General features: G+C 44.3%; 13 protein-coding genes. 7 read left to right on the forward strand and 6 right to left on the reverse strand.

What is annotated here, in order from left to right:
* The first annotated feature begins 52 nt into the window (after positions 1 to 52).
* From MU515_RS19385 to MU515_RS19410, 6 genes are all read left to right on the forward strand, one after another.
* Positions 53 to 904 (forward strand): alpha/beta hydrolase, encoded by an 852-nt coding sequence (locus tag MU515_RS19385; protein WP_260262054.1) that lies wholly within the window; start codon positions 53 to 55, stop codon positions 902 to 904.
* 144 nt (positions 905 to 1,048) lie between these two features.
* Positions 1,049 to 2,437: an SLC13 family permease gene (locus MU515_RS19390; protein ID WP_260262055.1), complete on the forward strand. Its 1,389-nt coding sequence runs from the start codon at positions 1,049 to 1,051 to the stop codon at positions 2,435 to 2,437.
* Positions 2,438 to 2,597: 160 nt separating this feature from the next.
* Positions 2,598 to 3,056: a YaiI/YqxD family protein gene (locus MU515_RS19395; protein ID WP_260262056.1), complete on the forward strand. Its 459-nt coding sequence runs from the start codon at positions 2,598 to 2,600 to the stop codon at positions 3,054 to 3,056.
* A 94-nt stretch (positions 3,057 to 3,150) separates the two neighbouring features.
* Positions 3,151 to 3,669 (forward strand): ClbS/DfsB family four-helix bundle protein, encoded by a 519-nt coding sequence (locus MU515_RS19400; RefSeq protein WP_260262057.1) that lies wholly within the window; start codon positions 3,151 to 3,153, stop codon positions 3,667 to 3,669.
* Between the two features lie 223 nt (positions 3,670 to 3,892).
* Complete coding sequence (locus MU515_RS19405; RefSeq protein WP_260262058.1) at positions 3,893 to 4,540, forward strand: class I SAM-dependent methyltransferase; 648 nt, start codon at positions 3,893 to 3,895, stop codon at positions 4,538 to 4,540.
* A gap of 22 nt (positions 4,541 to 4,562) precedes the next feature.
* Positions 4,563 to 5,303 (forward strand): class I SAM-dependent methyltransferase, encoded by a 741-nt coding sequence (locus tag MU515_RS19410; RefSeq protein WP_260262059.1) that lies wholly within the window; start codon positions 4,563 to 4,565, stop codon positions 5,301 to 5,303.
* Position 5,304: 1 nt separating this feature from the next.
* Here MU515_RS19410 and MU515_RS19415 read toward each other — a convergent pair whose 3' ends face one another.
* The 5 genes from MU515_RS19415 to MU515_RS19435 form a co-directional block, all read right to left on the reverse strand.
* Entirely contained in the window at positions 5,305 to 5,883 is a 579-nt protein-coding gene (locus MU515_RS19415) for a hypothetical protein (protein ID WP_260262060.1), read from the reverse strand.
* Positions 5,884 to 5,989: 106 nt separating this feature from the next.
* Positions 5,990 to 7,738 carry a DUF3859 domain-containing protein gene (locus MU515_RS19420; protein ID WP_260262061.1) on the reverse strand — a complete coding sequence of 583 codons (1,749 nt, stop codon included), beginning with the start codon at positions 7,736 to 7,738 and terminating at the stop codon, positions 5,990 to 5,992.
* A gap of 254 nt (positions 7,739 to 7,992) precedes the next feature.
* The gene (locus MU515_RS19425) at positions 7,993 to 8,688 is read right to left on the reverse strand and encodes a DUF8692 domain-containing protein (protein ID WP_260262062.1); all 696 of its coding nucleotides are present in this window, start codon (positions 8,686 to 8,688) and stop codon (positions 7,993 to 7,995) included.
* Positions 8,689 to 9,106: 418 nt separating this feature from the next.
* Positions 9,107 to 9,490, reverse strand: coding sequence for a nuclear transport factor 2 family protein (locus MU515_RS19430; RefSeq protein ID WP_260262063.1), 384 nt, complete (start codon positions 9,488 to 9,490; stop codon positions 9,107 to 9,109).
* Between the two features lie 54 nt (positions 9,491 to 9,544).
* The gene (locus tag MU515_RS19435) at positions 9,545 to 9,925 is read right to left on the reverse strand and encodes a VOC family protein (RefSeq protein ID WP_260262067.1); all 381 of its coding nucleotides are present in this window, start codon (positions 9,923 to 9,925) and stop codon (positions 9,545 to 9,547) included.
* A 223-nt stretch (positions 9,926 to 10,148) separates the two neighbouring features.
* Between MU515_RS19435 and MU515_RS19440 the strand changes: the two genes are divergently transcribed.
* Positions 10,149 to 11,075: a helix-turn-helix domain-containing protein gene (locus MU515_RS19440; RefSeq protein ID WP_260262064.1), complete on the forward strand. Its 927-nt coding sequence runs from the start codon at positions 10,149 to 10,151 to the stop codon at positions 11,073 to 11,075.
* A 55-nt stretch (positions 11,076 to 11,130) separates the two neighbouring features.
* On the opposite strand, the gene MU515_RS19445 is transcribed toward MU515_RS19440, so the two are convergent.
* Positions 11,131 to 12,870 (reverse strand): TonB-dependent receptor, encoded by a 1,740-nt coding sequence (locus MU515_RS19445; RefSeq protein WP_260262065.1) that lies wholly within the window; start codon positions 12,868 to 12,870, stop codon positions 11,131 to 11,133.
* Positions 12,871 to 13,017: the final 147 nt, after the last annotated feature.

Raw genomic sequence — 13,017 nt, forward strand, 5'->3', positions numbered from 1 at the left:
TTCTCTCTAAAAAGCACGACCGTTCGCTTTTTAGAGAACTAAGGACAGCACCATGAGTGAAAAAATTTACTTTAACACCTCGAATAAGTTCAGCGTAAAGCGCAGTTTAGTCGGCCTCAGTACACGTCTGCACCATGTATTGGCCCCTAACCATGCCAAGCAAACCGCGCGAAAATTGCTGTTGACGCCAGCGCGTACTCAGCCTAAAAATGCTGAGCCGCAAGGGTTAGTGAAGGGTGAAGTGATCTCAAACGAAGGGGTATTGACCACATACCAATTGGGTAGCGGCCCAGTATGGGTGTTGACTCATGGTTGGTCAGGCACGGCAAGCCAGTACTTTCCATTAATGGAGCATATCGCTAGCCAAGGTTTTACCGCGTTGGCTTACGATCACCCTGCGCACGGCACCAGTGAAGGTGTTTATGGCCATATTCCGGCATTTGTTAGCGGGTTAGAGGCAATTTTAGATAGCGTAGATGACGTAGCGGGTTTAGTCGGTCACAGCATGGGGACTGCATCGGCGATTGAATGTCACCACATTAAGCTGGTGGATAAGCCATTGTTGTTGATTGCGCCAGTATTGGATTATCTGGACAACTTGTTTGGCAGTGTTGCGCGCTCTGGTTATTCCATGCGTTTGTTTAATGCGGTTGTAGCCGAAGTTGAAGAGCAATACCGTTACCCAATCCAGTCGATTGATCCGTACAACAAGCTAAAGCTTCGTCAAGGTAAAACCATTATTGTGCACGATGAAAACGATCGCTTTACTAAGTTTGATGTTTCTCAACGTGCCGCTAATGAGATGGAGAACGTTCAATTGGTCGCGACGACGGGGCAAGGCCATGGCCGAGTGATGAAGTGTCAACAGGTGATGGACAGCTTTGATAGTTTGAACAGTAACTAGCAGTTAATCGTTATTTAAATCAAATAATTAACATCTATAACCGCATTATTGATGTGGTTAACAAATTCGCAAAGTAAAATATTTCCTTAGAGGGTTATGTGGGATCATTTGAAGTGCCACAAGGCCCTCATAAGGAAAATAATAATGAATAGAAATGATAGTGTTCCATTACCCAGCAATACACGTGAGTGGTTGATAAACCGCAATAGTCTGATTGTCCTCGCCGACATAGCCCTCTTCGCTACTCTTTACTTTACCCTACCGTTTGACCCACAAGTTGTACTTGGCATTAGCATGCTCACTTTTGTCGCTATCTTGTGGTTAACTGAAGCGCTACATGTGACCGTTAGTGCGATTCTCGTGCCGATAATGGCGGTGTTGTTTGGCGTATTTGATACCCAAACCGCACTAAACAACTTTGCTAATTCTATTATTTTCCTATTTTTAGGTGGTTTCGCGCTCGCTGCTGCTATGCATCGCCAAGGCTTAGATAAAGTCATCGCCGATAAAGTGCTTATCTTGGCTAAAGGCAAAATGAGCGTAGCGGTATTTATGCTATTTGGTGTCACGGCATTACTCTCTATGTGGATCAGTAATACCGCGACTACTGCCATGATGCTGCCGCTAGTACTTGGCGTGTTAAGTAAAGTGAACTCAGAAAGTGGCCATAAAACCTATGTGTTCGTGTTATTGGGTATTGCTTACAGCGCCAGTATTGGTGGTATTGCGACGATCGTCGGTAGCCCACCCAATGCCATTGCTGCGGCAGAAGTTGGTTTAACTTTTACTGACTGGATGCGTTTTGGTGTGCCAACGGCCGCTATATTACTGCCACTTGCTCTTTTGATTTTGTATGTGATTTTAAAACCTCAACTGCAAGGTGAGTTTGAGCTTAACTACGAGCCAGTTAACTGGGATAAAGGCAAGGTAGTCACCTTAGGTATCTTTGCTGCCACGGTACTGCTGTGGATTTTCAGTAAGCCAATTAATGCCATGATTGGTGGTTATGCCAAGTTCGATACCATTGTTGCCTTAAGCGCTATTGTGGCGGTGAATTTTGCTCGAGTGGTTCACTGGAAAGATATTGAAAAAACCGCTGACTGGGGCGTATTGCTGCTGTTTGGTGGCGGTATCTGTTTGAGTAACGTACTTAAAGCAACAGGCACGAGTGTGTTCTTAGCCAATGGTTTAACGGAGCTTATTGCTCACCTTGGTTTCTTCTTTATCGTGGCCGTGATCGCTATCTTTGTGGTGTTCTTAACCGAGTTCGCGAGTAACACGGCCAGTGCCGCGTTGTTAATTCCGGTCTTTGCCAGTGTTGCTGAAGCCTTTGGTATGTCACCGGTTATTTTGTCAGTGTTGATTGCGGTGGCCGCTTCATGCGCCTTTATGTTGCCTGTAGCCACGCCGCCGAATGCGATTGTGTTCGGCTCTGGTCATATCCAGCAAAGTGAGATGATGCGCGTCGGGATATTACTGAACATTGCCTGTATTGGTGCGCTGACCGCTATTGCGATGTTGTTCTGGCTATAGCGCTCAACTCACAGTAATGCATCAAACGGCTTTAGTTGCTCACTAAGGCCGTTTTTTTATTGTTGCTATGTATAACGCTGGGTCAAGGCGATAAGCGGCTGTCTATTTACGACGGCTCTCGTTACAATGCGCACAGAATAAATCATGGTTGAGACAGTAGATGAAAATTTGGGTAGATGCGGACGCGTGTCCGGTAGTGGTTCGCGATATTTTGTTTCGAGCGGCGCAAAGAACAGGCGTAGAAGTTACTTTGGTGGCGAATCAGTTTATTCGTACGCCAGCGGCTCCCAATGTCACCATGATGCAAGTGCAAGCGGGCTTCGATGTTGCCGATAATGAAATCGTAAAACGCGTTGAGCAAGGGGATATGGTGATCACTAGTGATATTCCATTGGCCGATGAAGTCATTACTAAAGGTGGCCATGCGCTTAGCTCTCGCGGTGAACTGTTTACCAAAGAGAACATTAAATCTCGCCTCAACATTCGTGATTTTATGGAAACGATGCGCAGCAGCGGTATTCAAACCGGTGGCCCTGCGCCATTGAGCCAAAGCGACCGACAGCAGTTTGCCAATCAACTTGATAAGTGGTTAGTGCAATGGCAACGCGCACAAAAATAACGTTTATGCATCTAAGTTCATTTTTGTAGCTAAGTTCAAATACTTACTCATATTATCCAGTTAAGTTGTCTACTGAGTTAGCGAGGTAGACAACATGAGCACCATCCCCACCACCAAATCCCAGTTACTAGAAGCCATCAATCAAGCATTTAATAAACTGATGGCCGATTATCAAACCATACCCGACGCTCTCTGCCGAGAAATCGGTGTCGAAGGCAACATCAAAGGGACACAAGTCTCGGTTGCTGATACGGTGGCCTATCTAATTGGCTGGGGGCAACTTGTTTTAAAATGGCACCAACGTGAAGCGCAAGGCCTTGAGGTAGACTTTCCAGAAACGGGTTACAAATGGAATCAGCTTGGGGCGTTGGCTGAGCATTTTCACCGCCAGTATCACGATTGGGCATACAGCGATTTACTCTACGAGTTTGAATGCACCACTCAGGCTCTGTTAGATCTGATTGAAAGCAAAACCGATCATCAGCTTTATCATCAACCTTGGTATCAGCAATGGACCATGGGAAGAATGATTCAGTTCAATACTTCCTCCCCAATGAAAAATGTCCGCACTAAAGTGCGTAGATTCAAGCGTCAACACCTTGCGCTGCCATAGTCTCCCGCGTTGACATGGCTTTAACTCTATAAATTCATGTTATTTTTAGTGATTTTTCTCACTAATTGGACGTAATTGTTTGTTCCGAGCGTATTTTATTCTTTATCTGTTGTATTTTAGGTCAACAGATAAAAACCGTATCCGATTGATATGGTTTAAAAAACGAAAATAAAAACAGTACCAGTCTGGAAAAGCAATGTGGTGATTTCGAACTACAACACGGTTGTATTCCAAGGAGAGAAAAGTGGAAAACAAGTGGGAAGAATTTGCCAAAAATTTCGAAACCAGCAACAACTATGTTGTTGGTATTAAAGACATAAAGCGCGTTAAGCAGCGCTTGAAAAAACATACCGACGTTGGTGCCATGTTAGAGCTGGGTTGCGGCAACGGCACTTATACAGAGTGCTTTGTTGAGCAAGCAGAGCGAATAGTGGCTACCGATCTCTCTCAACCTATGCTTGAAGTGAGCAAAATTCGCTTTGAGAACGAGCCGAAAGTGATCGTTGAGCAAGCTGATTGCTTTGCTCTGCGCTATGAAGACAACAGTTTTGATACTGTGTTTATGGCGAATTTGCTGCATGTCATTCCTAACCCTGTCAGCGCACTTGAAGAGTGTTTACGTGTGTTAAAGCCCGGAGGCCAACTGATTGGTGTCAGTTTTACTCTGCATAATATGAATTGTTTCAATAAGCTGCGCCTTAAATACCGCTACTGGCGCAAGTATGGCTTCAAGAGCAATAACACGGCCGTGATGACACCCGTGCTCGCCCATGAGCTAGCGGCGACTGCAGGCTTTCAAGATGTCAGTACTGAGATGCACGGTAAGCGAGTAAAAGCGGTCTATTTCACCGCCTTTAAATTGGATGAATGAGTTAAGTGAGTAATATCCATCGATGAGTGATGTCTACGATCGCGAGATCTCTTTGCATTATGCGGCTTATCGTCCGCCGATTCATAACATGATCATAGCGCAGTATCTTGCTCAGCTAGAACCGTTTAATCAGGGGCTCGATATTGGCTGCGGTGCAGGAGCATCCACTTTAGCTATAGCTCCTATCTGCCAGCAAGTGGTTGGCATTGACCCAAGTGAAGCGATGATCGAGCAAGCAAAGCCAGCCAAGAACATTAGTTATTTGGTCGGGACGGGCGATGATATCTCTTTGACAAGCGGCAGCGTGGATCTGGTGACGTTTGCCGGCTCATTACCTTACGCAAAGTCAGCGCCTTTGATTGAAGAATTACGCCGCGTATGCAGCCCTAATGCTAGGGTAGTGGTGTATGACTTTGAAGTGCAATATCAAACATGGTTAGATTTGCTTGGCGTTGAAGTGGCGCCGAGAACCTCCGATTATAACCATGCAATCAACTTCGATGATTGCCCAGAATTTACACCAATCGCAACTAAAAAAGAGCGGCTGCTTTTACCGGTTGAGGTTACTCAACTGGCGCATTTGCTCTGTTCCTCTGAAAAGAGATACGTTGGCTTAAAGCAGCGCTTTGGTCAGGCAAACTGTTTTGAGTTGTTGGTGCAAGCGCTAAAAGCACAGTGCTCACACCAAGCTGATTTCATTGAGCTTGAAATTGATTGTTATTATTCGGCTTATCTCATTAATACTGATTCGCCATCTGAATAACTTAGCGCAACCCGAGTAAGTAGTAGCAACCTAATTCGCAATCTTCTGATTGCCATACCATAGGAAACAAAGCCGTTTCTTTTAGTAATGGGCGAATAGAGTCCGATGTGCTGCGAATATCGTCGACTTGTAAGCGTCCAAAAAGGATGGCGATGAGGTTGTCTACAGGTTTAGATTGCTCGACCTGTTTGAGGTCATCAGTGACATAGAAGCGTGAAGAATACCCAATGAAATTGCGCACATCGGCAACATCGAAGTGATTATGAGGTTCTAGGCAAGCTTGCGCGAGGCGTTGGTAAAACTGCAAACATTTGTCTTTGTGATCGTCTTGTAGGTAGAGCAAGTTGTATTCTTCGCTGATGGTATCAACAAAAGGTAATTGACTGGTTTTAGGTGACCATACCAACAATAGATCAGGTTGAGTGTCATCAAGCCATTGAGGGGTAATGTCAGACCAAGTAAGCCAGTACTTACTCTCTATGGTTAGCTTATCTGGCAGGGTAGAGTGTTGATCATCTAATACAATGAACAGGCGAACTGGGTCGGGTTCGCAAGCGGGTTCAACAGTAGATTCAAACAAAATGACAATTCCTTGTTTATGTGACGAGATTCCATGCGCCATAAACTCATGCTTCAAGGAAGTCCTCCCCCTTAAAGCATGAGTGATGATAACTTAAATCGATGGGTTATTTTTGCAGGCACGTCCCGACTTGTTCGGGGTCGAGGTTCGACTGAGGTATGTAATGCGAGCCTAGGCACACAACAAAGTGACTGAAAAACTCGCGTAGGCCGTCACCCGAATTTTTCCCCTCTTGCTTTAATTGCTCAACCGATGAGCTTGCGATTCCGCGACAGCGCTCTTTGTATGGCGCGAGTTTCGCCTCACATTGCTGTGCATTCGAAAACTCAAAGCAAGTTTGGAATTTATCTTCTTTACACAAGAATTTATCGGCATTAATGACGAGTTCTTGCAGCTTTACTGCTTGTGTCATTTGCGCTACCTCTTCAGGGTCATCAAGGTTTGATACTTGGAAGGATTTGCGTGCGACGACAGAGTCACGATACAACAGTTCCAGCGTCCATTTCCCTGACACAATTTCGTTTTCTGCGCCAAAATACCACATAGCAAGATTTTTATTATGCTTAAACATGGTGTCTGTCCATGAAGAAACCGTAGAGCTTTGACCCGTGTTTGGGTCAGTGATTTCAGGGTGAGTCATACGCACCGTAATAGGGAACTGATGCTGATTCGCTAAGTTCGCCGGTACATTACCGCTTGCATCTTTCGGCAGAGTAACGGAGTAGCGGAATCCCATAAAATGGCCAACCTTTGGAAAAACGAACTGGCTCGGCGTTACTGTATACTCGTTGCCTTCTTTCTCAATTAGCCCCGCTTCTGTAACGCTGACGCGCGGCGCAAATTGGTTGCTGATGTCTTTGCTTTCTTTTCCTTCCGTTGCGGCTTTAAGGCCATTTCCGGCAGGCGTACCTTCGATCGATAGCAGCTTGAATTGTTCAAGGCTATCAACGGTGAGCGTGTGCAGTGGGTTGTTGAATGCGGTCAGTTTTTCAACTTTAGTGTTTTCAGTAAGATCTAAGGTGCTCAACTGGTTGTTGTTCAGCTCTACTTTGGTTAATACCAGATTGTCACTGAGATCGATTTGGTTGAGCTGATTGTAGTCAGCTTTTAGCTCACGCAGCCTAGTTTGCTGATTGAGTTCTAATTGCTGCAATTGGTTGTTACGTACATTTAGCACTTGAACCTCAGGGTTGCGGCTAAGGTCTAGCTGGCCTAACTGGTTAGAGGACAAATACAAAAAGCCCATATTTGGGTTATGCGATAAATCAATCTTGCTTAATTTGCCAGAAGTGAGATTAAGGAGGCGCAGTTTGGGATTCTGGCTTAAGTCGATGTCCGTTAACTCGTGTTGGCTCAAACCAAGGTCACGCAGGTTAGGCTGGTTTGATACATCAATGTGATTAATTGGCATCTTGTATGCGTAAAGGCTAACAAGCTCAGGGTTTTGGCTTACATCAATCTTAGTCAAATCATTGTTGGTGATGTTTAAGTACTTCAGTTTTGGGTTGTCTGAAACATCGATTTCAGAGAGTTTGTTATCACCCAATATCAATCTAACCAATTCTGGGTTATTTGAGGTATCGATGTGTGTGATGTCGTTTTTGAGAAGTACCAAGTGAGCCAGATTGGGGAAATATTTGATTTCATCGATAGACTCGATCTTGGCCTCGTTACACTCGAGAGTTTCAATTTTGTCCAGTGAAGGCTCATTATATTTGTAGACACACTGTGCGAAGTTTAGGTCTTGGAATTCAATCTCATCTACGCTTTTAGGTTGAGTTAACGTAGTGGCACAACCAGAAAGGGTCGCGAGGGTAATGGCAGCGGCTAACTTGTTAAAGTTTGACGACAACATACAGTCTATATCCTTGTATATAATGCAGAATGCGGTGTTATTAGTTGGTTTTATTAGGCAGAAGATACTAGCACTGTATGGAAATGCTTGATATGCAATTAATATGATTGATGCTCGAACTTGAGCAGTACGTAGTACTTTAGTGTGGGGTTTATACTGTTGCTAAATTTAGAACGTCGCGCAATAGGCTGTGAAGGTCAGGTGAGAATATCGGGCTAACTAGGTGAGGGAACCCGTTAGCCCGAAAGGGAAGATTAGCTGTGTACCGCGTGAACCAGATCAAGTTGCAGCTTAGGTTTGATTTCCAAGAGATAATCGGTGAGCGTATAAATAAACAGTGCAACGCCGACCATTTCCAACACTTCTTCACAGGTGAAAAGTATCGTATAAACCAAACCTTGGTTACCAAACTGCTCCGCTTGCCAGCCTCCAAGCATCTCAAAGCCAAGCGCGCCACCGACAAACAGCCCGCCAGATACAATGAATAGCCACATGGTTTTTTTAGGTAATGCGAGAAGAAACTTGGCGTATGCGGCGACAAAACCAATCAGAGCAATACCGTATGGGATGACCCACGCGTAGTAGAGTAACCCTGAGGTTTCAGTGTCGGCTTTGACTTTTTTGCCCAATTTCTCGTGGATAGAGGCCATTTCATCGATGGACAAAAATAGGAAAATACACGCCAATACCGCCCAAAGTATCCACGCACGATTTGCTGAACGGTGAATATTGGCAATAAAGGCCAACAACATACTCGCTACGATCAATGCGCAAGAAGAGTATAGGGTAGGAATGTTACGTTCTGCATTGAGATAAAACAGATCCGCAATGCCATGGAGTTGCGGAAAATGGGCTTTGTATAGTGCGCTGACTATATTCGCGAACAATAACAGCGTGATGATAGAAAGAAGTGTAGTAAGGATTCTACGCGGTGTTACTTCAACAACCATAGGATTGTCTCCTGATAATGACTTAGTGCTACATCCATACGTAAACAAAAGTTCACATAAAAATTGCCTTACCAATGAGAGACAAGCTAGAGCGAGCGAAAAACTCGCCCGTCATATTGTGTTTTATTAAATTGTAGACAGGAGAATAACTGCGTTTTCAGCGTCTATAGCCTTGTAATCACTGGATAGCAGCGACCGTACCATAGGAAGATCCTCAAAAATGAAACACTTAATAATTTAGTCACTAAACTGACATCTATGCGAAATAAAGTGCTGAGTGAGTCTCAGATAAGAGAATGTTGCAGCTTCGGAGCTTGATTACTTGGCCTAACTGCAACTAATGTTTGAGTTAACAACTTCACGCTGGAATTTTGCTTCTAATGAGTTGGTTACATACAGAGAGTGATACTGGTTCACGCTAGAACATAGTATTGTTGTGAGCGATTTCGTCCGGTACCGTTTGTATTGCATCCCAATGTTCGACAATTTTCCCATTATCGTCGAAACGGAAGAAATCCATGGTGACGTATTGATCGCCATCGGGCCAAGTTTGATGAGTATGCAGTGCAACCAAATTGCCTTCGGCAATGGCTCTAAGGAAACGAATAGACTTGTTAGGATATTCGCGGTTCATTCGTTCAAAGTAATCAATAAAGGGCTGCGTTCCGTCACCCACTAGCGGGTTGTGTTGTATGTATTGGTCACCGACATAGAGTTCGACGGCTTTGCTTGGGTCTCCTAAATAGGCCATTTGGTAAAAGTTGATGGCATTTTGTTTGTTGTTCTCTTGCTGCGTTGTCATAGCTACTCCGTTTATTGAGAGTTTAGGGTGCGCTCGCCTGCGCGATTCAAATAATCATTGTTGAGAATGAAGGCCGACAGTATTGCCTTCGGTGTCGCTGATAACACTAATAAATCCAAATTGCCCAATCGGCATTTTAGGTATTTGAACCGTACCGCCATTTTGAACAACCCTTGCTTCTTCTACCGCGCAATCGTCACAAGAGAAGTAAACTAAGGTGCTATTTCCTCCTGCCGAGACATTATCCATTTTCACGATTGCTCCCGCAGCACCGTAACCTTTCCCCATATCTGGGAACGCCCACATCTGAATGGGAATGCCTCCAGGGCTATCGAGCTTCTCCAATGTGACGTTGAGAACCGCTTGATAAAAGGTTTTGGCTCTTTCTATGTCATCAACATAGATTTCAAACCAACATACAGGATTAACTTGCATAGTGACCTCGGCTTTCTGCTGCGTTTCCATAAGTATATCTAGCTTGATAAAGCACATCGTACTTTTCATCGTAGACTCAATCTCGTTGGATCTTATTGATAACAATTATCGTTTACAGTGATTGTTGAGCGGAGTAATATCACCACGTTGAGTAAAAAATCGCCTTATTTCGGGTAGTTATAGAGTGGCTTCTATCCCAAGGGGCGGAGAGGGAAGAGCGACGATGCTTGCTGAAGATGAACAAGGGTGTGTGGGCAGTTCGATGTCTGAGCAAAATGAAATGAGCAACTTTATTGAGTTGCAAACGGGCCTGACGGTCGGTTTGTTTTCTCGCGCGGATATGGAGCATATGGATACAAAATCTCCGTTGCCAAGCAATAAGGATTACATCCATCTAAACCATTTTATTCAAGGCCATTTTAGCGCCACAGTGAAAGACAAAAATCTTAACTGTGATAGTGGCTACATTAATATGGGGTTCTCAGACGGCGAGATGTTCCATGTCGAAGACAGTGATGATTTTTGTAATTTAGAAATTATGGTGCGCCCGGAGGTTTTGCATTCATTAGCAGGCGAAGAGCTGACAGGGATCAACTTTGATAAAGAGATGGAATTTTTCATCCGTCAGGGGCGTTCTAGTCAGCAAATGAACTCGGCATTGAGCCGCATTATTTCCTTGATGACACAGCAACTAAAGCATCCATTGTTGCTTCATTCTGCTATTTTGGAATACCTTTATTGGCACTTAAATACGCTCAAAACAACGGTTTCAAAAGAGTTTCTCTCAACACGCGAAAAGCGTCAGTTAGTTGTTGCAAAAGATTGTTTGCTGTCAGATTTGAGCTGCGCTCCGACCATTGCTGAACTCGCCAAAACCGTAGGCGTTAATCAATGTAAACTGAAGAAAGGTTTCAAAGAATTGTTTGGAACCAGCGTTTATGCCTGCTTTCAAGAAGAGCGCATGAAGCGAGCGATGGAGCTATTGAAACACCACAATGTCACTGAAACCGCTGTGGCGCTTGGATATAGTAATATCAGTCACTTCAGTACGGCTTTTCGCAAGCAATATGGTGTGTTACCCAATAATGCTCGCCGTGAGTTAATGTATGATTTTAAGTTTAATCAGTATGAATTAGGCATTAATTCTTAGTTCAATATTTCAAGCAGCCAGTGAGTTCGACTAACCAAACTCACTGGCATTTTTGTTAGAAGTTAAGCTTTGCTTTTACCCCTACGAATCGAGGTTCACCTGCTGCTTTAGCTGCGTTAAACATTGACGTTGAATACTCTTCGTCGGTTAAGTTTCGTCCGTACAAGTAGAGCGCCCAATCATGAGTTCGGTAGCCGACTTGCGCATTGAAAATTGCATAGCTTCCTTGTTCGAAGGTATTGGCTTCGTTCATGAACTGTGCGCCATAAAATGAGACATCAGCGCCAACAAAAACACCGACTGCTTGGCCATAGTTAGCACCAAGAGAAACCGTGTACTCATTAGTGTAAGGAAGTTTATTTCCTGTGTAATCGCCGCCCGCACCATTCGAGAAATCATCAAACTCATATTCAAACAAGTAGCTAGCATTCATGAACATGGATAAGCCGTTGAGTGGGTTGGTCAATAATTCCATTTCGATACCACTACTATGTGCCTCGGCAGCATTCTGCTTCAAGTAACCACTTGGGTAGTTTGGATGAGGCACGTCTACTTGGATATCTGTCCATCCGATATAGTAGATCGCGGTATTGAGTTCTACGTTACTTGTCAGCTTTTCTTTGTGCCCCAGTTCATAGGTTGTACTGTACTCTGGGTCAACGGCATTGCTAACTAATGGCGCTTCTACCATTACGTTGTTGTAGTCACCGGCCTTATAGCCGCGTGATACAGAGAGGTAACTATGGCGGGTATCGGTTGGCTTCCAGCTTAAAGACGCAGAAGGCAGTACCGCAAACCAATCGTCATCAAAGTTTAGTGCCGTGGTCGGCATGCCCATACTGTTGCTGTCTTGCCAATCGAGCGATTTCTTATCGTAGTCGAGGCGTAAGCGGCCAGTGAGTTCAAAGTTACCCATAGGGTAGATGACTTGGCCAAATAGCGCCGCGTTAAACATTTCTATGGTGCTGTCTTGGGACATTTTCACTCCGGGTGGCATAAACCACATGCCAGCGTCACTGCCAAAGTTTACGTTGGTATTGGTATCTACCTCTTCACGCATCAAGAATGCACCGACTAGCCAGTTCATGTCACCTTGGGTTGTTCCGTGTAAGCGTAACTCTTCAGAGATAGATTGGGTGGATTCATCAAAATCGGCGAAGCTGATATCGTATTGCGAGAAGTCCCAATCATGCAAAAAACCATAACTGGAGTCGGTGTAGCTAGTGATGGAAGTTAGCTTAGTACTGGCTGAAAGCTCTTTCTCTATGGTGAAGATACCAGTGAATAAATCCCCTGAATTGTAGCCGGGTTCATTATTGGATGGAGTAAAGCCACCACCGAGAACGTAGTTGTCAAAGCCGCTATCGTAAGAATCGGCGATAATATCAAGCGCGACTAGAAGCTCTTCGGTGTTGTAGAGATCAAATTTAGCGTGGACAGAGTATTGTTCGTTGTCATTGGTATCATCTCTATTGAGCGTGCTATTTTCAAAATAACCGTCACTGGATTTATATTGCGCAGCAATACGAGCTGCGCTGTATTCGCCAATGTCGCCACCTATTGCGCCCTCAACGTCATAACTGTTGAAACTTCCGTAATCGGCTTGAATGTAGTTTTCGTAGCCATCCATTGGGCGGCGAGTTTCCACTTTAATCAAACCTGCCAGTGTATTTCGGCCATAAAGCGCCCCTTGACCACCTTTAATTACTTCAACTTGCGCCGCATCTAATAGTATATTCGGATTAACATAAGGAATGGTCACGCCATCAATATTAATATTGTAAATTTTGTTCATTGTGGTGGTGCCACCAATACCGCGATAAAGGGTGGGATCGAACTTTAACCACTGAAAATAAAAGACTTTATTTTATTGGGAACTTTTCAAGGTAATCACGATCTGATCATGAAGTTAAAAATATGAGAAACTCGTGCATGATTATCA

The sequence above is a fragment of the Vibrio intestinalis genome, assembly GCF_025195085.2.
GTDB classification, from domain to species: domain Bacteria; phylum Pseudomonadota; class Gammaproteobacteria; order Enterobacterales; family Vibrionaceae; genus Vibrio; species Vibrio intestinalis.

Excerpts from the sequence above, each read along its gene's own strand:
- MU515_RS19385 (WP_260262054.1), top strand. The coding sequence starts at position 53 with ATGAGTGAAAAAATTTACTTTAACACCTCGAATAAGTTCAGCGTAAAG.
- MU515_RS19390 (WP_260262055.1), top strand. The coding sequence starts at position 1,049 with ATGAATAGAAATGATAGTGTTCCATTACCCAGCAATACACGTGAGTGG.
- MU515_RS19395 (WP_260262056.1), top strand. The coding sequence starts at position 2,598 with ATGAAAATTTGGGTAGATGCGGACGCGTGTCCGGTAGTGGTTCGCGAT.
- MU515_RS19400 (WP_260262057.1), top strand. The coding sequence starts at position 3,151 with ATGAGCACCATCCCCACCACCAAATCCCAGTTACTAGAAGCCATCAAT.
- MU515_RS19410 (WP_260262059.1), top strand. The coding sequence starts at position 4,563 with ATGAGTGATGTCTACGATCGCGAGATCTCTTTGCATTATGCGGCTTAT.
- MU515_RS19420 (WP_260262061.1), bottom strand. The coding sequence starts at position 7,738 with ATGTTGTCGTCAAACTTTAACAAGTTAGCCGCTGCCATTACCCTCGCG.
- MU515_RS19425 (WP_260262062.1), bottom strand. The coding sequence starts at position 8,688 with ATGGTTGTTGAAGTAACACCGCGTAGAATCCTTACTACACTTCTTTCT.
- MU515_RS19430 (WP_260262063.1), bottom strand. The coding sequence starts at position 9,490 with ATGACAACGCAGCAAGAGAACAACAAACAAAATGCCATCAACTTTTAC.
- MU515_RS19435 (WP_260262067.1), bottom strand. The coding sequence starts at position 9,925 with ATGCAAGTTAATCCTGTATGTTGGTTTGAAATCTATGTTGATGACATA.
- MU515_RS19440 (WP_260262064.1), top strand. The coding sequence starts at position 10,149 with ATGCTTGCTGAAGATGAACAAGGGTGTGTGGGCAGTTCGATGTCTGAG.
- MU515_RS19445 (WP_260262065.1), bottom strand. The coding sequence starts at position 12,870 with ATGAACAAAATTTACAATATTAATATTGATGGCGTGACCATTCCTTAT.